Annotated in this window: 19 protein-coding genes; 6 read left to right on the top strand and 13 right to left on the bottom strand. The window is 61.1% G+C overall.

Annotation, left to right across the window (positions count from 1 at the left end):
- Positions 1 to 24: 24 nt before the first annotated feature.
- Positions 25 to 582 (bottom strand): SH3 domain-containing protein, encoded by a 558-nt coding sequence (locus NKI22_RS09530; protein ID WP_023719551.1) that lies wholly within the window; start codon positions 580 to 582, stop codon positions 25 to 27.
- Positions 583 to 739: 157 nt separating this feature from the next.
- Between NKI22_RS09530 and NKI22_RS09525 the strand changes: the two genes are divergently transcribed.
- On the top strand, positions 740 to 1741 hold the full coding sequence (locus NKI22_RS09525; protein ID WP_023719550.1) for a 2-hydroxyacid dehydrogenase: 1002 nt from the start codon (positions 740 to 742) through the stop codon (positions 1739 to 1741).
- 64 nt (positions 1742 to 1805) lie between these two features.
- Here the strand turns inward: NKI22_RS09525 and NKI22_RS09520 are convergent, their stop codons facing one another.
- The 9 genes from NKI22_RS09520 to NKI22_RS09480 form a co-directional block, all read right to left on the bottom strand.
- Positions 1806 to 2294, bottom strand: coding sequence for a GNAT family N-acetyltransferase (locus tag NKI22_RS09520; protein WP_352815757.1), 489 nt, complete (start codon positions 2292 to 2294; stop codon positions 1806 to 1808).
- A complete protein-coding gene (locus tag NKI22_RS09515; protein ID WP_031194176.1) occupies positions 2291 to 3052 on the bottom strand; it encodes a molybdopterin-synthase adenylyltransferase MoeB in 762 nt (253 codons plus the stop codon). The genes NKI22_RS09520 and NKI22_RS09515 overlap by 4 nt, the downstream gene beginning before the upstream one ends.
- A 76-nt stretch (positions 3053 to 3128) precedes the next feature.
- On the bottom strand, positions 3129 to 4277 hold the full coding sequence (gene recF, locus NKI22_RS09510) for a DNA replication/repair protein RecF (protein ID WP_352493777.1): 1149 nt from the start codon (positions 4275 to 4277) through the stop codon (positions 3129 to 3131).
- Positions 4278 to 4302: 25 nt separating this feature from the next.
- Complete coding sequence (gene dnaN / locus NKI22_RS09505; protein WP_023719546.1) at positions 4303 to 5421, bottom strand: DNA polymerase III subunit beta; 1119 nt, start codon at positions 5419 to 5421, stop codon at positions 4303 to 4305.
- Between the two features lie 199 nt (positions 5422 to 5620).
- A complete protein-coding gene (gene dnaA, locus NKI22_RS09500; protein ID WP_031194174.1) occupies positions 5621 to 7168 on the bottom strand; it encodes a chromosomal replication initiator protein DnaA in 1548 nt (515 codons plus the stop codon).
- An 837-nt stretch (positions 7169 to 8005) separates the two neighbouring features.
- Entirely contained in the window at positions 8006 to 8272 is a 267-nt protein-coding gene (gene rpsT / locus NKI22_RS09495; protein WP_023676922.1) for a 30S ribosomal protein S20, read from the bottom strand.
- A gap of 160 nt (positions 8273 to 8432) precedes the next feature.
- Entirely contained in the window at positions 8433 to 9206 is a 774-nt protein-coding gene (locus tag NKI22_RS09490) for an enoyl-CoA hydratase (RefSeq protein ID WP_023719544.1), read from the bottom strand.
- 23 nt (positions 9207 to 9229) lie between these two features.
- On the bottom strand, positions 9230 to 10120 hold the full coding sequence (gene mutM / locus NKI22_RS09485; RefSeq protein ID WP_023719543.1) for a bifunctional DNA-formamidopyrimidine glycosylase/DNA-(apurinic or apyrimidinic site) lyase: 891 nt from the start codon (positions 10118 to 10120) through the stop codon (positions 9230 to 9232).
- Positions 10113 to 11354 carry a phosphopentomutase gene (locus NKI22_RS09480; protein WP_352483230.1) on the bottom strand — a complete coding sequence of 414 codons (1242 nt, stop codon included), beginning with the start codon at positions 11352 to 11354 and terminating at the stop codon, positions 10113 to 10115. Before NKI22_RS09480 ends, mutM begins: the two co-directional genes overlap by 8 nt.
- Positions 11355 to 11513: 159 nt before the next feature.
- Here NKI22_RS09480 and NKI22_RS09475 point away from each other — a divergent pair, with 159 nt between their 5' ends.
- The gene (locus tag NKI22_RS09475; protein ID WP_023719541.1) at positions 11514 to 12440 is read left to right on the top strand and encodes a phosphate/phosphite/phosphonate ABC transporter substrate-binding protein; all 927 of its coding nucleotides are present in this window, start codon (positions 11514 to 11516) and stop codon (positions 12438 to 12440) included.
- Positions 12441 to 12468: 28 nt separating this feature from the next.
- Here NKI22_RS09475 and NKI22_RS09470 read toward each other — a convergent pair whose 3' ends face one another.
- The 3 genes from NKI22_RS09470 to NKI22_RS09460 form a co-directional block, all read right to left on the bottom strand.
- Positions 12469 to 13089, bottom strand: a complete 621-nt coding sequence (locus NKI22_RS09470) for a TadE/TadG family type IV pilus assembly protein (protein ID WP_023719540.1) — start codon at positions 13087 to 13089, stop codon at positions 12469 to 12471.
- Between the two features lie 30 nt (positions 13090 to 13119).
- Entirely contained in the window at positions 13120 to 13680 is a 561-nt protein-coding gene (locus NKI22_RS09465; protein WP_031194173.1) for a TadE/TadG family type IV pilus assembly protein, read from the bottom strand.
- Between the two features lie 150 nt (positions 13681 to 13830).
- Complete coding sequence (locus NKI22_RS09460) at positions 13831 to 14253, bottom strand: pilus assembly protein N-terminal domain-containing protein (protein WP_023719538.1); 423 nt, start codon at positions 14251 to 14253, stop codon at positions 13831 to 13833.
- A gap of 345 nt (positions 14254 to 14598) precedes the next feature.
- Between NKI22_RS09460 and NKI22_RS09455 the strand changes: the two genes are divergently transcribed.
- The 4 genes from NKI22_RS09455 to NKI22_RS09440 all read left to right on the top strand — a co-directional run bounded on the left by NKI22_RS09455 (position 14599) and on the right by NKI22_RS09440 (position 17970).
- Positions 14599 to 14772, top strand: coding sequence for a Flp family type IVb pilin (locus NKI22_RS09455; RefSeq protein WP_023719537.1), 174 nt, complete (start codon positions 14599 to 14601; stop codon positions 14770 to 14772).
- 149 nt (positions 14773 to 14921) lie between these two features.
- A complete protein-coding gene (locus tag NKI22_RS09450; protein ID WP_023719536.1) occupies positions 14922 to 15440 on the top strand; it encodes an A24 family peptidase in 519 nt (172 codons plus the stop codon).
- 191 nt (positions 15441 to 15631) lie between these two features.
- Positions 15632 to 16447, top strand: coding sequence for a Flp pilus assembly protein CpaB (gene cpaB, locus NKI22_RS09445; RefSeq protein ID WP_023719535.1), 816 nt, complete (start codon positions 15632 to 15634; stop codon positions 16445 to 16447).
- Positions 16444 to 17970, top strand: a complete 1527-nt coding sequence (locus tag NKI22_RS09440) for a type II and III secretion system protein family protein (protein WP_023719534.1) — start codon at positions 16444 to 16446, stop codon at positions 17968 to 17970. Before cpaB ends, NKI22_RS09440 begins: the two co-directional genes overlap by 4 nt.
- Positions 17971 to 17976 lie beyond the last annotated feature (6 nt).

The following is a 17976-nucleotide window of genomic DNA, read 5'->3' as shown; positions in this document are numbered from 1 at the left end:
GGCCTGACCTCCGGTTCGGAAGCGTCAGTTCTTGACCTTTTCGCCGGGATAGGCGCCCCAGACGAGCGACTGGGCGAGCCAGCCGGTATGGCCGTCGAAGGTCATTTCGCACCATTGGCCATCGCAGGACTTGATCGTGCCCATCACCCCCGGTTCGAGGATCGCGATGACGCTTGCATCTTTTGCCGGGTCGTCGAGGAGGTTGATGCGGGCGTCCTTGCCGCGCTGCCAGGGGGCGACGATCGCCGTGCGGCGGCCCGAAAGCAGCGACTGATTGATCCAGCCTTCCGAGCCGTCGGCATCGCGCACGCGGCGCCATGTATCGAACTCCTGGATGATCTCCATCGGCAGGCCTGGTTTCATGTACATCCAATCGACGGAATAGTTGACGCCCGGCCCGACGCGCGAGTTGACGCGGCCGGATTTCAGGCTGACGAAGCGCGGCAGCGGCAAGCCGCTTGGTCCGAGCGTGACGCTCTGGGCGGGGGCCGCGGCACTTTGCGCCATCACCAGTGGGCTATGGATGAGAGCGCCGAGGAATGCTGCACTGAGGGTCAGGCGGAGCGACGCGAAACCAGACACTTTCGTTCCTTTCGGCGCCGGCCCATCGGCCTTCGCGCCCCTTTTTCTTTGTCTTCGGCGGAACCACTTGTTACATGGATGACCGGTACCGCGATCGGCTCTCAGTTTCGCCGTTCTTGGTTAAAGAGGTCTCAACGAGATCGGGTTCGAGGAAACAATGGCAGGCAAAAAGAAGCCCCTCGTCGTCATCACGCGCAAGTTGCCCGACCCGGTCGAGACCCGCATGCGCGAGTTGTTCGACGCCCGGTTGAATGTCGAGGACAGGCCGATGACGCAGCCGGAACTGGTGGCGGCGGTCAAGGAGGCTGACGTGCTGGTGCCGACCGTGACCGATAATATCGACGCGGCGCTGATTGCCCAAGCCGGCGACAAGCTCAAGCTGATCGCCAATTTCGGCAATGGCGTCGACAAGATCGACGTTGCGGCAGCGGCCAAGAAAGGCATCACCGTCACCAATACGCCGAACGTGCTGACCGAAGATACGGCCGACATGACCATGGCGCTGATGCTGGCCGTGCCGCGACGGCTGGCCGAAGGCGCCAACGTGCTGACCGGGGACAAGAAATGGGCGGGCTGGTCGCCGACCTGGATGCTCGGCCGTCGCATCTGGGGCAAACGGCTCGGCATTGTCGGCATGGGTCGCATCGGCACCGCCGTCGCCAGGCGCGCCAAGGCCTTTGGCCTCTCGATCCACTACCACAACCGCCACCGCGTGCTGCCGGCAATCGAGGACGAGTTGGAAGCCACATATTGGGAAAGCCTCGACCAGATGCTTGCCCGTATGGACATTATCTCGGTCAATTGCCCATCGACACCGGCAACCTTCCACCTGCTTTCGGCACGGCGGCTGGCGCTTCTGCAACCGTCCGCTTACATAGTCAACACCGCGCGCGGCGATATCATCGATGAGGAATCGCTGGTCAAGCTCATCCATGACGGCAAGATCGCCGGCGCCGGCCTCGACGTCTACGAGCACGAGCCGGCGCTGAACAGCAAGCTTCTGAAGCTCGCCCACAAAGGCAAGGTCGTGCTGTTGCCGCATATGGGCTCGGCGACGCTCGAAGGCCGCATCGACATGGGTGAGAAGGTGATCATCAACATCCGCGCCTTCTTCGATGGCCATCGTCCGCCCGACCGCGTGCTGCCGCTGCGGGCGTGACCTGCCATCATGCCGGCATGGCCTTGCCGCGGCAACCACGCGTTCGTCTTTGGATAGTGTTGGCTTACGAAAGCGCCTTGCGCATGGTGATTGAGGTCGGCCGGTCGTAGCCCTTGTGCGCTGTCCGTTCAGTTTCGCGAAAGCCGAGGCGGGCGAAGGCAGCGTGGTTTCCGGTCAGTTCGACCCGGGTCTGGAGCCCGATGGCGGCCCGGTTGTGGCTACGGGCAAGATCTTCGACAGCCTGCATCAGCCGCTTTCCGATGCCTTGTCCCTGAAGAGCCGGCACAACCGCGAGCTTTCCGACATAGAGGTCGTCTGCCCGCTCCAGGATGAAGACGCAACCGACGATCTCGCTTTCCTTCAGCGCCAGGAATCCTGTCTCCTCCAGCGCTTTAGCCCTAAGATTTTCGACAGTGAGCCGATGCGCCGAGGACGGCGGATCAATAACGTCTTCCATGAAGGCGAAGGCGCGCATGACCAGTGCCAAGACCTCGTCCCAACGATCGAAGTCGGCCGCAAGCTGCACAATGGAAACGTCGGCAGGCAGGCTCACCGGCTAGTTCGCTTGTAGCGGATCGTGTCGAAGCGTGCCGCCAGTGCATCATAGAGCAGCAGTCGCCCGACCAGCGGCTCGCCAATCCCGGTGATCAGCTTGATTGCCTCCATGGCTTGCAGCGTGCCGATGACCCCGCTCAGCGCGCCGACAATGCCGGCCACCGCGCAGGACGGCACCAGTCCCGGCGGCGGCGCTTCGGGAAAAAGATCGCGGTAGCTTGGGTTCAACGTGCCGTCCGGACCGGTTTCGAACGGCTTCAGCACCGTGACCGAGCCGTCGAAGCGGCCAACGGCGGCATGGACGAGCGGCCGGCTTTCGGCGGCGCAGGCGTCGGCCACGGCGTAGCGCGTCTCGAAATTGTCGGAGCCGTCAACGACGATGTCATAATCGGCGATGAGGGCAGGGGCGTTGTCCGCGGTCAGCCTGAAATTGTGCTCTTCCACGACGACGTTTGGATTGATGCGGATGATCGCCGCCTTGGCGCTGTCGGTTTTCGCCATGCCGACATCGCCCGTGGCGTGGATCACTTGTCGTTGCAGGTTGGAAAGCGAAACGATGTCGTCGTCGACGATACCGAGTGTGCCAATCCCTGCGGCGGCGAGATATTCGAGCACCGGCGCTCCCAACCCGCCGGCGCCGATGACCAGCACCCGCGCTCGCTTTAGCCGCTGCTGGCCGGCGCCGCCGATTTCGGGCAGCACGATGTGGCGGGCGTAGCGTTCGAGCTCTTCGTCGGTGAGGGCGGCTGTGATCATCGCCGGACCATATAACGGAGGAAAAAACTTGTCAGGCGTCAATGCATGCGGCTCAGAAATGCGTCATGGACGAAGTTCAGATGGTCGGCCTGACCTTGCCGTGATCGACGGTCAGGAACTGCGCGCGTCCCTTGAGGCTGTCAAACAACGCGGCATCGGTCCCGGTCATGAAAGCCTGGCAGTTCAGCTCCTCCAGGATCGAGAACAAGGCCGCGCGCCGGCCGCCGTCGAGATGGGCGGCGATCTCGTCGAGCAGCAGGATCGGCGTCATGCCCGACATCTCGCCGGTTAGCCGTGCATGCGACAAGACAATGCCGACCAGCAGCGCCTTCTGCTCGCCGGTCGAGCAGAGTTCGGCCGGCATTGCCTTGGGCCGGTGGCGCACCACGAGATCGGAACGGTGCGGGCCGTCGAGCGTGCGTCCGGCGGTGCGGTCACGGTCGCGCCCTTGGGCAAGCGCACGACGGAACCGTTCCTCGACGTCGACGGCCGGCGAAATGCCGACTTCGCCTTCCAGTTCCCCCGAGATGCCGATGTCGGCTTGCGGAAACGGTCCGTCGCCGGGCAGACGGTCGATCATGGCGGCGAGCAGGCGCACCAGTTCGGCACGCGCCGCGGCAATTGCCACGCCGGTCTCCGCCATTTGCATCTCGATGGCATCGAACCAGGCACCGTCGCGCGAACCGTCGGCGAGCAGCCTGTTGCGGCCGCGCATTGCCTTTTCGTAGTCAAGCGCGCGCTGGCCGTGGCCGGGGTCGATCGCCAGCACCAGTCGGTCGAGGAAGCGCCGACGGTCGGCGGCTGGCCCGGGGAACAGGCCGTCCATGGCCGGTGTCAGCCAGACCACGCGCAGCCATTCCAGCATGTCTTCGGCTGAGCGCGCCGCCGCGCCGTTGATCCGCACCCGCCTGCCGCCTTCGCTGTCGCTGCCTGCAATCCCGGTACCGATCTCGACCTGGCCGTCCGGCCCGTCAAGCCGGGCATGCAGCGCAAAGCCACCGTCGCCGCCTTCGCGCGCCACCTCGGCATAGGGTGCGCGGCGCAGGCCGCGGCCTGGCGTGAGCAGCGAGATCGCTTCAAGCAGATTGGTCTTGCCGGCGCCATTGTCGCCGGAGAAAACCACAGCGCCGGGATCAAGGTCGATTGCCAACGCCGCATAATTGCGGAAATTCGTAAGTGTAAGCTTACTTATGTAAGTCTGCCGCGGGTTTGCAAATCTGGTCACGACAGCAGATGGCCTCGTTCGGGCCCTACACCCGCATCGGCATCAACACGTAGAGCGCGGTCTCGTCGGCCATGTCGTGGATCAGTGTCGGGGATCCGGCATCCGCCAGCATGAACTTCGCCTCCGTGCCGGTCAGTTGCGCGGCAACGTCGAGCAGGTATTTGGCGTTGAAGCCGATTTCGATCGGATCGGACGAATAGTCGGCTGCCAGTTCTTCGGTGGCGCTGCCTGAATCCGGATTGTTGACTGCAAGCGTGACCTGGCCTTCGGCGATCGAAAGCTTTACAGCCCGGCCGCGTTCGGACGAAATGGTCGAAACGCGATCGACGGCAGCGGCGAAACTCTGACGATCGATGATCAGCTTCTTGTCGTTGCCGGTCGGAATGACGCGCTGGTAGTCCGGGAAAGTGCCGTCGATCAGCTTGGAGGTCAAGATGACGCTGCCGATGGTGAAACGGATCTTGGTGTCCGACAGCTCGGTGGTCACCGCAATGTCGGGGTCGTCGACCAGCTTCTGCAACTCGCTGACCGTCTTTCGCGGGATGATGACGCCAGGCATGCCCTCGGAGCCCGCTGGTGCGTCGATCTCGGCGCGCGCCAGCCGATGGCCGTCGGTCGCGACCGAGCGCAGCTTCAGCTTGCCGCCAGCCTCGTGCGTGTGCAGATAGATGCCGTTCAGATAATAGCGCGTCTCCTCGGTCGAGATGGCGAACTGGGTCTTCTCGATGAGGCCCTTTAGCCCGAGGGAATCGAGCCGGAAAATATGCGAGAACGACCCGGCTGAAAGCTCGGGAAAGTCGGACTGCGGCAGGCACTGCAGGCGGAAGCTCGAGCGCCCCGACGTCACCGTCATGGCGTTGCCGTCTTCGTCGGTCTTCAGCGCCACCTCCGCGCCGTCGGCAAGCTTGCGCACGATGTCGTAGAGCAGATGCGCCGGAACCGTCGTCGCCCCGCCACGCTCGACCTTTGCCGGCGTTGCTTCGGTCACCTCCAGGTCGAGGTCGGTCGCCTTCATTTCAAGGCTGGCCCCCTCGGCGCTGAGCAGCACGTTCGACAGGATCGGAATGGTGTTGCGCCGCTCGACCACGCGGTGAACATGGTTGAGCGACTTCAGGAGATTTGACCGTTCCAGGATAACACGCATGACGAAACAGGCTCGCTTGAATGAATGAACGGGTCTCCGGCAAGCGGCGCCCCGCGAAAGGTCTGAACAGGCTCAGAATCTGCGTAAACTGACAGGAAAAACCCGGCAAACGCAAGCCCGCGCCACCGGTTCGGGCCGGCTGCACGGGCTTTCTGGGGATAAAAAGGCCGAAGTCCGCGAGCCGGCGTTTTTCGCGCCGTCAGGCCTGGTCGTTGATCAGCCTTCTCAGCAATTCGAGTTCCTGCGCCAGTGTGTTGTCGACGCCTGAAAGATCCTCGATCTTGCGCACGGCATGCAGCACCGTCGTATGGTCACGGCCGCCGAAACGCCGCCCGATCTCCGGCAGCGAGCGCGGCGTCATCACCTTCGACAGGTACATGGCGACCTGCCGTGGCTTGACGATGGTGCGTGTGCGCCGGTTGGACAGAAGTTCAGTCTTCGACACGTTGTAATGGCGTGCGACGATGCGCTGAATGTCCTCGATACGCACCCGCTTCGGCTCGCCGGAACGATAGATGTGGCCAAGGATCTCGTCGATGCGGTCGATGGTGATCTGCGGTTCGAAGGATTGGCGAAACAAAAGCTGGTTGAAGGCACCTTCGAGCTCGCGCCCGCTGCCGGTCACCGTGCGGGCAACGTGATTGAGGATCTCTTCGGAAATATCGAGCGACACATCGTCGAGCTTGGCGGTGGCAAGCCTGAGCTTGAGCATACCGATGCGCATGGCGAAATCCGGGGCCGACATTTCCAGCGCGACGCCGCCGTTGAGGCGCGAGCGGACGCGCGGCTCCAGCGACTCCAATTCCGACGGCGGCCGGTCGGCAGCGACCACCACTTGCTTGGCGCTGTCGAGCAGCATGTTGATCAAATGGCAGAATTCATGCTGGATCGACTTGCCCTGCAGGAACTGCATGTCGTCGATGATGAGAAGGTCGATGTCGCGAAGCTGTTCTTTCAGCGTCAGTGCGTTGTTGTCGCGAATCGCGGTGGCGAACCGCCACATGAAATATTCAGCCGTCAGATAGACGACCCGCGATTTCGGGTTCTGCTTCAGCGATTCTGCGGCGATCGCCTGCAACAGATGCGTCTTGCCCAGCCCAACCGTCGCGTGAAGAAAGAGCGGATTGAAGCGCACCGCGCTCGACTGTGATTCCGCGACCGCCTTGGCAGCGGCAAAAGCCACTCGGTTCGATGGTCCCTCGATGAAGGAGGTGAAAGTGTAGCGTGGATCGAGCGGCGAACCGAGCACATTGTGCCGGAACTCTGTCTCTGCCGGCATTCCTGGGCGGGGTGCCGGGACCCGCTCGACCCTGCTGGGGCTCGCCGTGCCCGCAGAGAGAGCGGTCTGCGTCTGCCTGGTCATCTTGCGTGCCGGGGCCACTTCCGGCTCGACGCTGTTGCGGCCCTGGCGTGTGGCGGTGCGAACGACGATCTCGATCTTGAGGATCTCCGGATCCTCGTGCTTCCACAACTCGGCGATGAGATCGAGATAGTGGCCGTTGATCCATGAACGCAGGAATGCGGTTGGCACCGAGATGCGGACAATGCCCTTGGAGGATTCAGCGACCTTCATGCGCCCGAACCAGCTCGAATAGACCTCGGTTCCCAGACGCGCCTTCAGCTGGGCCTTGACCCGATCGAACTTCTGTTCAGCTTCATTGGAAGCCGCCATGTCGTTCCTTCCGATTAACGTTCCAGGAAATGGGAGGTCGCCCGTAAGCTCCCTTTCGATGCCGCCGCTCTGCATGATCGAGTTCCTTGTCTCTTGTACCTGTTTTCCGCCGGGATGCGCCTCCTGCATCCATGTTTCCGGCGACCGTGTCTTCGCTGCGACACCATCGCCACCGCCGGCTGATGAATCGCCTCGTTATCGGTCCGGCGCCGAAGTGCCGATCCGCCTTGGTCATGTCAGGGCAATAAAATGCCGTCCGGCGAAAAACGCCGGCGCACCGTCGACCTGCCATGTACAATTACGCCAGTCCCCTACCGTATCAAAAAGACAAACCAACCTTGTCCGCGGAGTTGAATCCGCGTTGTAAACTCTGCCAATTTGAGCTGGCCGGTTTCAGGCTGGTCAAGGGCCAAGGGCCCGTCCCTTCGATGGACAGACATTACCGAAATCGCTGTGGATAGGGCAAGGCCACCCCTAACGGATTTTTAAGGAATCTGACTAGCAAGGGACGGTTCGGACGCCATGCCGCAACAGTTGATTTTGACAAAGCCATTGTGATTCAAACCCTTTTCCGGCGAATATGAAAAAGGCCACACAACGCGAAATTTTCTGAAATAATTCACTTGACAGCCAATTGTCGCCTATCGACCGCAGCCGATGTGAACAAGCTGTGGATCACCATCTGTAAACTGCTGAAAAGAAACGGTAATCTGTGACGCTCGGAAATTTTCGCATTGGCGGTTTCGAAGGCTGCGAATATCAGCGGGCATGTATATGCCGGCAAAGCATTTCGAACTTTGAAATGCACGCGGAGCGCCGTTTTGCGGGCTTTCTTTTAAGTACTTGCCGGCAAACGAAAAAACCCGGCGCGATCGGCCGGGTTTGAAGAAGCGCAGTTCAGGAAAAGGTATATTAGGCCGACAGCACCTTGACCCGTTGGGCCAGCCGCGACACCTTGCGCGATGCAGTGTTCTTGTGCACCACGCCCTTGGTCGCGGCCCGCATCAATTCCGGCTCGGCCACCTTGAAGGCAGCCTGTGCGGCCGCCTTGTCGCCAGCCGCGAGCGCCTCTTCGACCTGGCGGATGTAGGTCCGGACGCGGGAGCGACGGTTCTTGTTGATCGCTGCGCGACGGGCGATCTTGCGCGTTGCCTTTTTGGCCGAGGAGGTATTGGCCATGGTGCCTCTCTTCTGATCTGGTGGGCGCTTGCGGGATACCGCGGGGCGCAAAAAACAAACGGGCAGCCACAGGGCCGCCTCGGTTGGTGCGGCTTATAGTTCAGCTTTTCCGGCGCGTCAACGCTGCGGCGCTTTCTTTTTGGCCGGTGCCTTCGTCATCTCATCGGTTCGTGAAATTCGGCTTCCGCTTGCCGGTGAAGGCCGCCATGCCTTCCTTCTGGTCGTCCAGCGCAAACAGCGAATGAAACAGCCGGCGCTCGAACCGCAGGCCCTCGGTGAGCGTCGTCTCATAGGCGCGGTTGACGGCCTCCTTCGCCATCATCACCGATGGCAAGGAAAAACCGGCGATCTTGGCCGCTGCCTTAAGCGCTTCCTCGATCAACTCGCCGGCTGGCACGACGCGCGAGACCAGGCCGGAACGCTCGGCCTCGGCTGCGTCCATCATTCGCCCCGTCAGGCACATATCCATCGCCTTCGACTTGCCGACGAAGCGGGTCAGGCGCTGCGATCCGCCCATGCCGGGCATGACACCCAGCGTGATCTCGGGTTGGCCAAACTTGGCGGTATCGGCGGCGATGATGAAATCGCACATCATCGCCAGTTCGCAGCCGCCGCCCAGAGCGTAGCCCGCCACCGCCGCGATGATCGGCTTTCGTGCCCGCGTAAATTCTTCCCAGCCGACGAAGAAATCCTGCAGATAGGCATCCACATAGGAGATCGACTGCATTTCCTTGATATCGGCACCTGCGGCGAAAGCCTTTTCCGAACCAGTGATGACCATAGCGCCGATGTCGGCATTTGCGCCCATGCTGTTCACCGACGCAACCAGTTCCGCCAGCACTTGTGAATTCAGCGCATTGAGCGCTTGCGGCCGGTTCAGCGTAATCAGCCCGACCTTGCCGCGGGTCTCGACGATGATGGTTTCATAGCCCATGCTTGCTCCTCCTCGCTTGTGTTTCAAGCCTGACAGGTCCGGCAGTGGAACGTTGAGCGACCGCTTTGCACGATACGCTCGATGTGTCCGCCACAACCAGGCTTGGAGCAGGCCTCGCCCTCGCGATCATAAACCGCGAAGGAATGCTGGAAGTAGCCCAGCGATCCATCGGTCTGCATATAATCGCGCAACGACGAGCCGCCGGCGGCGATCGCGTCGGCGACGACCGAGCGGATTGCTTCGGCCAGGCGTTCGCTCTGTTCTCTGGCTTTCTTGCCGGCTCTCGCGAGCGTGCCCGCTTTGCGCAGCGGTGACAGGCCGGCCCGCCAAAGCGCTTCCGAGACGTAGATATTGCCTAGCCCGGCGATCAGCCGTTGGTCGAGAAGTGCCGCCTTCAGCGGTGACTTGCGACCTTTCAGCAGCGAAGCGAGCAGAGCGCCGTCCAGTGCATTGCCTGTAGGCTCGACACCTAATCCCGCCAGCATCGGATGCATGTCTGGCTCGTCTTCCGAAAACAGCATGAACCCGAAGCGGCGCGGGTCGTTGAAGATCACGCGAGAGCGGACGCCGGCAGGTGATGTGATGTCGAAGACGACGTGATCGTGAGCGGTGTTTTTCGAACGTTCATAGTGGAACGCGCCGGGTGTTGCACTCTCGTCGGCCGTTTCGACGCGAAACGAACCCGACATGCCGAGATGGCAGATCAGCACCGGGCCGTTGTCCAGGTGCATCGTCAGATATTTGGCGCGGCGGCCGAGCGCTGCAATCGTCTTGCCGGTCAGCCGCTCCGAAAATCTCTCGGGGAATGGAAACCGCAAATCGGGCCGGCGTGCCTCGACACCGACGATGCGGGCACCTTCAAGGACCGGCTGCAGACCGCGCCTGACTGTCTCGACCTCCGGCAGCTCAGGCATGGCCGCTTATCGTGGCATGGAAGGAGGTGCCGTATGGGCCGGGCGCCAGCCCGAGATGTTCGGCCACGGTTTCGCCGATGTCGGCAAATGTCGTCCTCAGTCCAATGTCCGCGCCTTTGAAACCCGGCCGTGTGCCGATAACCGGAATACGCTCGCGTGTGTGGTCGGTGCCGCGCCACGTCGGATCGTTGCCGTGATCGGCGGTCAAAATGAGCAGATCGCCTGGCCTCAGCCGCGCGAATGCCTCCGGCAGGCGCCGGTCGAAAGCTTCGAGTGCGGCGGCATACCCCGCGACGTCGCGCCGATGTCCGAACTCGGTATCAAAGTCGACAAAGTTCGCGAAGACGAAGTCGCCGTCGCGGGCATCTTCCATGGCGCCAAGCGCTTTGTCGAACATCGCCATGTTGCCGGCAGCCTTGCGGACTTCCGAGATCCCCCGATGGGCGAAGATGTCGCCGATCTTGCCGATTGCGATAACCCGGCTGCCGCGCGCCGTCAGCCGGTCGAGCAGCGTCGGTTCCGGCGGCGGTACGGCATAGTCGCGACGATTATGCGTTCGCGCGAACGTGGCGGCGGTTTCACCGATAAACGGTCGTGCGATGACGCGCCCGATATTCAGCGGATCGACCAGCCCGCGCACTATCTTGCAGAAGTCGTAAAGCCGTTCCAGGCCGAAATGAACCTCATGCGCGGCGATCTGCAGGACGGAGTCGACCGAGGTGTAGCAAATCGGCTTGCCGGTGCGGATATGGTCTTCGCCGAACCGTTCGATGATCTCGGTGCCGGGGGCATGACAATTGCCGAGAATGCCGGGCACCTTCCCTTCACGCACCATTGCTTCGGTCAACTCGGCTGGAAAGGCGGGAATCGTGTCGGGGAAGTAACCCCAGTCGAAACGGACCGGCAGGCCGGCTATTTCCCAATGGCCCGATGGCGTGTCCTTGCCGCTCGAAACCTCCTGTGCCGCGCCGTGAAAGGCGGCGGCAAACTCGACGCTGCCGCCATTCTCGAACCTGAAACCCGTCGCCGTTGCCGCGGCATGGCCGAGGCCGAGCGATAGCATGTTTGGTACAAGAAGCGGTCCGCCACGCAGGCCTCCGCGATCGGCGCGGCCTTCCGCGCAGGCCTGCGCGATGTGTGCGAACGTGTTGGAGCCAGTGTCGCCATAGCGTTCGGCGTCGGCCGCGCCGCCGATGCCGAAGGAGTCAAGGACAAAAAGGGAGGCGCGTGCCATCAAAGGTTCATCATTGCCTGGGTGTTGACTCAGACATAGGGTTCCGCGCTGCCGTTGGCAATTCGGAAACCCGAACGGCACGGCTTGGCGTGCTGGTCCGGGAGAAACGAATCGCGGCATGGTCGATCTGCCGATCGAAATGCGCGGCATGGAGCTCGCATGAGGCCTGCCCTGAAAGCATTCGCTGCCGTACTGGCCTTGCTGCTGGATGCATCTTGCGCGAACCTGGCGCGTGCCGATTGGCGCGATGATATCGGAACGTTCCGTATCGGTATCGTCGCCGAGCCTGGCGCCGGCAACACCGTTCCAGGTCTGGCGCTGCTGACCGACGCCTATACCAAAGCGCTCGGCATGAAGGTGGAGTTTGTCGTTGCCCGCGACTATACGTCGTTGATCGAGGCGCAGGCCAATGCGCGGATCGAATATGCAATCTATTCGGCAACCGCCTACGCCGCCGCCTCCGAACGGTGCGGATGTGTCGAACCTCTCGCGGCGCCGCTCGATTCCGGCGGCGCCATCGGCATCCGCTCCGTACTGCTGACGCGCGACGGGAGGGTTCCCGATCTGATGGCCATGGCAGTCCATCGGGTCGTCATGGCGCCTTTCGACAGCGTCGGTGGTGCTTTGTTGCCGCTTGCCGGGCTGGCTGCAGACGGGGTCAACGTGGCGGAAGATGCGCCGTTTTTGACCCACGCCAATTCGGCTGCCGCAGCTGAAGCAATGCTGGTCGAGGGCGAGGCCGATGCCATATTCGGCTGGATCCCGGCTGTGGCAGAGGGACGGCCAAATCCTCCTGGCGGCACGGTGGCGAGGCTCGAGGCCGCAGGGCTCTCGAAATCGTCGCTTCAGGTCGTATGGACCTCAGGCCTGCTGAGGTATGGTCCGCACGCCGTCCGCAGCGATCTGGACCCCGAAGCCAAGCGCCGGCTCACCGTCTTTCTCACCAATCTCAGATCAGCCGCGCCGGACATTTACGATCTTCTGGAGCCGAGACACTCCGGCGGGTTCGCCGTTGCCGGTCCGAGGGATTATGTGCTGGCTGCGGCCATCGTGCACCTGGTCTCGGCTCGCGGCCGCACGCAATAGCTACAGCCCGGTTAGCGGGCTTCAGGCGTCAGCAATCGCTGCACGGAATGGTCGGGCTCCTTCGCGGCCGTAGATAATAAGTTTCCGCCATCGATATCGAATTGAAGGCCGAGCTCAACCCGAACCGGCTTTGGCCATCCGCCGACCAGGTGATGATTGGCTTGTAGGCGAGATCGCTTTCGACCCGAATGAGGAAAGTGCCTTTGATCTTGAGCGCGCTCGGGACCGTTGTGGCGGAATCCTTGATGGCGTCGACGCTAGAGACACCATCGACTACTTTGCGCGACCACACGACCAAGACTTTCGGCGTCGTCTCGTCCGTGACCTGTATCGCCGTAATGATGATCTTCGGTTTCGAACGATTATAGGGCTGAAGCGTGGAACTGCCGATCGCGATGATGGCATCGAGATCGGCCGCCTTGATGGTCTGCTGCTGCGTGACAAGGTCCGCTACCATGCTGCCGATGCGGCTGACCTTCTTGCTGGTCTCGATGGCTTGCGAGGCTTCCATGGTCATAAAGTACATGATCAACAGGACAGGCACGATGAGGGCAAACTCGACAGCCGCAATACCGCGGCGGTCCGAGCAAAGCCGGACTGCTCTTGTACAAATCTCTGCGATGCCCAGCTGTGCCCCCGCACGAATCATGGCTTTGCCCTTTTCAAGCGACTAGGTGGTTCAGTTGTCGAACGGCTCGTTCTGCCAAGTGATCGAAGCGAAATGCAGCGTTTTGCCGTCCTTCAGATTGGCCATCGACTTGGCCATGAAGTCGGTCATCACCGGCCATTTGTAAAAAACCCGCAGCATGTTTCTCGACTCTGCCAGGCCTGGTGCGACGGTGAAGGTCTGTGTGCTCGTGCCCTTGGTCAACACGACGTCGCCATCCTGGATCTTGAAACCGGCCAGCGCCGCATCGGCGAAGGTCGGATATTCGCGCAAATCCACCAGCAATCCGGGACAGGTCTTGGCGACCATGATCTCCAACTTGGTGCAGATCATATCCCGCAGCTTGGTCCCGGACACATCGGCCGGTCTTAATTGGCCGGTACGCAGTTGGCGCGCGATGTCGTCTGTGGCGTTTGCCATCACTTCTTGTGCGGCAAATGAAATACAGCTCTCCAGGATGGCGAAGACAAGAAGCGCGAATGGAATTGCAAGCATGGCGAATTCGATCGCCGTGCTTCCGCGTCGGTCGCCCAAAAACCTTCCGGGAAAACCTGCTCGTCCTGCCTTGCTCATGTCCTCTACCCGCCGATTCCAGTTCTGCATCGGATCCCACCATTAGTCGGAACCGATTGAAGTCCGGTTGGAATGACCGTTAAATTCGGCGGAAAGGCCTTAACCAGGCAATAACCGAAGCGTTCCCGCAAAGGTGGAGAAGTCGGCTAGCTAATGCCCGGCGCTCATCTCGGCCTCAGAGGCCTTCTCGGCATCGCTCTTGTACGAGCTTTCGCAATATGGCGCGCAGGACATGGTCTGTACTTCGGCACGCCGATAGATGCGCACCGACGACGCTGCCTGGCGCACGACCGTTATTTGCTCATCGACGATCGGGTTGCCCTCCTGATCGAGGACGACAAGATTGGTGACGCCAAATCCCTTGCCGGTCAGTACGATCGTCGATGCGTCCTGCACGGAGGCGTCAGCGATCGCCGGATTGCCGACGACAATCGTATCGGCGGCGCGCGACAATTTGACGATCTTTGCCTGGTTCATCGTGACCTCGATGCCGGCGCCTGCCTTGGCTGGAACGGCGAAAGCCGCTGCGGCAAGAACCACGGCAATTGGAAATGACGATCTCGGCCCGGCCATTGAGGCGCTCCCCGGCAACAAACTGTTCAACAGAACATGAACGAGATTGGTGAACCAACCGTTAAGCGGCTGGAGTTCAGGATTAAGCCGGAACCGGCATTGGGCTAGCAGGCACGGCTCAAACCTCTTTGCCGAATTGCGCCTTTTGCGCCCTTTGTTAGCCTGTGGACCCAGTGGCCGGTATTTTAGTCCTGGGTTAACTACGCAATGTCATCGAAGCGGGAAAGGAATCGGTAAGCCTGTTTATTAAGCCGATCGAAACAGCTTCCGCTTACATTCGCAGCATCCGATCAGCCATCAAGAGAAGTTGACGGAAGTGCTGTAACAACTGGAGTAGGAGCTCGAATGTCTAACCTCATCGCACGTTTTGTGAAGGACGAATCCGGCGCGACCGCTATCGAATACGGTCTGATCGCCGCCCTCATCGCGCTCGCCATCATGGTTGGCGCCGGCTCGCTCGGCAACGCGCTGAACGCCAAGTTCGACAAGATCGCCAGCAAGGTCAACGGCGTCAATTAAGCTACGCGGCCAGTCACTTTTCAAGAACAGGGGCCGCTCCGTTGCGGCCCTTGTTGCATTATAGTAACAAAACACTTTGAAGTCTCATCAGTCGTTAATAGAATGTGCCTAGGTTAGGCCAGGTACAATTTGACCACAGGCGCGCGTCCATGCTTGAAGCCGTGATCTTCGTCGTCTTTCCGTTCTGCATGCTTTTTGCCGCGATCTCCGACATGCTGTCGATGACGATCGCCAATCGCGTGCCTGTGCTGCTTGTGGTTGTCTTCGCCTTGGTAGCGCCTTTGACCGGCATGGATTGGGCCACCTATGGCTGGCATTTCGCCGCCGCCGGCCTGGTTCTCGCGGTGACGTTCGGCCTGTTCGCGCTTGGCGGCATGGGCGGCGGCGACGCGAAGCTTCTGGCCGCCACTGCCATGTGGATGGGACTGAATGTCCATCTCATCGAATATCTCGTCGCCTCGACATTCATAGGCGGCTTGCTGACGCTTGCCATTCTCGCCTATCGAAAATCGCTGCTTGCCGCCGTCACAAGCCACAATCCGTTCCTGCGCCATTTCGCCGATGACGCGACCGGTGTTCCGTACGGCATTGCGCTTGGCATTGGCGGTCTGCTTACCTATCCGGACTCGCCGTTAATGGCCTGGGCTCTCGCCAGGCTGGCGGGCTGATTTGCGTTACTCCGTTTGCGCCGGGCCTGGCGAGTTGGCGACGTCTTTCCTTCGGGCCGCGCTTGGTCGCTCTAATTTATGTAAACGTTAAATTAATCACGATCGTAAGTATAACATTAACCTTGTTTTGACGATTGCCGCTGCAAAGTCCGGCTTGGCCAGGTGGTTTGCCAAGGGCGAGGTTCGGACAGATGCCAGCATCCCGATTGATTATTCTAGGCGTGGCGATAGCCGCGGCCGGAGGTGCAGGCTATGTCGCGAAGAACATGGTCGCGCCTCCGCCGCCTCCGGTTGTCGATTCCGGCCCCCAAGCGCCGGCGATCGCGCTGCAGGACGTGCTTGTCCTTTCCGGCGATGTTCCGATGGGCAGTCCGCTAGAGAACAACATTTCCTGGGAGTCATGGCCGTCCGCCGGCATCAACGCAAATTTCATCACCCGCGCCGCCGAGCCTGAAGCGCTGGATAAGCTGAAGGGCGGCGTCGCGCGCGTGGCGCTGTATGCCGGCGAGCCGTTGCGGCGCTCGAAGTTGATCGGTGAGGGGCAAAGCTTCATGTCGTCGATCCTGCCCTCCGGCATGCGGGCTGTCGCCACAAGCATCTCGGCCGACACTTCGGCCGGTGGCTTTATTCTTCCCAACGATTTCGTCGACGTCATCATGACCCGCAGAGCCGATACCGCCAATGGCGGTAGTCCGGGCTTCACGACCGAGACTATCCTCAAGAACATTCGCGTCCTGGCGATCGACCAGACCATTCAGGAGGATGAGGAAGGCAAGAAGACCAGGGTCGGCCAGACCGCCACCCTGGAACTGACGCCGCAGCAGTCCGAGATCATCACCGTCGCTCAGCAGATGGCGGATCGCCTGACATTGGCACTGCGCTCAATCAAGGACAGCCAGGACAAGAATGTGGGGGAGGCCGACTACCTGGTTTCCGGCAATGGTCGGCGCGGAACGGTGCGGTTGATCAAGTCGGGCGAAGTTTCCGAAGTGGGGGCGAGGAAATGAAGCTAAAAACCAAACTGCCGGTCACCTTGGCTGCGGCGATCGGCCTGTTTCTCCTTGGAACGAATGCGTATGGCACTCTCGATGCCCATGCGGCGAACAATGCCAGGGTCACAGCCTCGACGGCCACCCAGCGAGTGAAGCTCGGGCTCAACAAATCGGTGGTCATCGACCTGCCGAGCGATGCCTACGATATTCTCGTTGCCAACCCCGCGGTAGCCGATGCGGTGACCCGCACCGCCAGGCGCATCTATCTATTCGGAAAGGCGGTCGGCGAGACCAACATCTTCGTCTTTGGCCCGAATGGCGAACAGATCGTCAGCCTTGATCTGGCGGTCGAACGCGATGTTGCCGGGCTGGAGGACTATATCAAGCGCTTCATCCCGTCATCGGAGATCAAGGTCGAGTTGCTGAACGACAATGTCGTTCTGACCGGAACCGTTGACACTCCGCTGGACGCCAAGCGTGCGCAAGACCTGGCGGAGATCTTCGTCTCAGGCGGCGAAGCGACCACGGGTCAATATTCGCAGACCGCTGCCGGCGGCTCCGCCGATGCCGGCGTCGACATCAACAATCCGGACACCGAGCGCCGCGTCAGCAAGATCGTCAACCTGCTGCAGATTATCGGCGACGACCAGGTGACGCTCAAGGTGACGGTTGCCGAAGTCAGCCGCTCGGTGATGAAGCAGCTCGGCGTCAACATGATCGGCAGCGGCAGCAGCAACGGCATCAGCTGGAGCGCGTTAAGCGACAATTTCACCGGTTTAGGCAAGTCGCTGTCGAACTCGGGCCTCTCTATCAGCAGCTCGACGCTGCAGGCCTATATCAACGCCATGGAACAGTCCGGCGTCATGAAGACTCTCGCCGAGCCAACATTGACGGCCGTATCCGGCGAGAAGGCGACCTTCAAGGTCGGCGGTGAATATAACATGGTGACCGGCGTTTCCGAAGCCGTCTCCAACGATAACCAGACAGGTCTGAAAACCTATTCAGTCGAGAAGATCGAATATGGTATTGGCCTGGAATTTCAGCCGGTGGTGCTGTCTCCCGGCCGCATCAGCCTGAAAGTCAGGACGTCGGTCTCCGAGCCGACAACGGAAGGGTCAGTATCTTATTCCGAAGGCGTAAAAAGCCTTGGCATGAACGCCCTGTCGCTTCGCAAACGCTTGGCCGACACGACGGTGGAACTGCCTTCGGGCGGCTCGATGATGATTGCCGGGCTCGTCCGCGACGATGTCAGGCAAGCCGTCAACGGCTTGCCTGGCCTGACAAAGATTCCAGTGCTCGGCGCGCTCTTCCGCAGCAGGGATTTCGTTCGCAACGAGACCGAGCTCGTCATCATCATCACGCCCTATCTGGTGAAGCCGGTGGCGCGCAACGACCTTGCCAAGCCTGACGACAATTTCAACGCCGCCAGCGACGGGGCCGCCATGTTCCTTGGACGCGTCAACCGCGTCTACGGCACCATGCAGACCGACAAGCCCAACGGCCGTTATCACGGCGTTGTCGGCTTCATCTACAAGTAAGCGGGG

Origin of the sequence: Mesorhizobium sp. M0778, assembly GCF_040320105.1 — a bacterium.
GTDB lineage: Bacteria > Pseudomonadota > Alphaproteobacteria > Rhizobiales > Rhizobiaceae > Mesorhizobium.
Note: the sequence above shows the minus strand (reverse complement) of the source record. Positions and strands in the feature narration are given on the sequence as shown.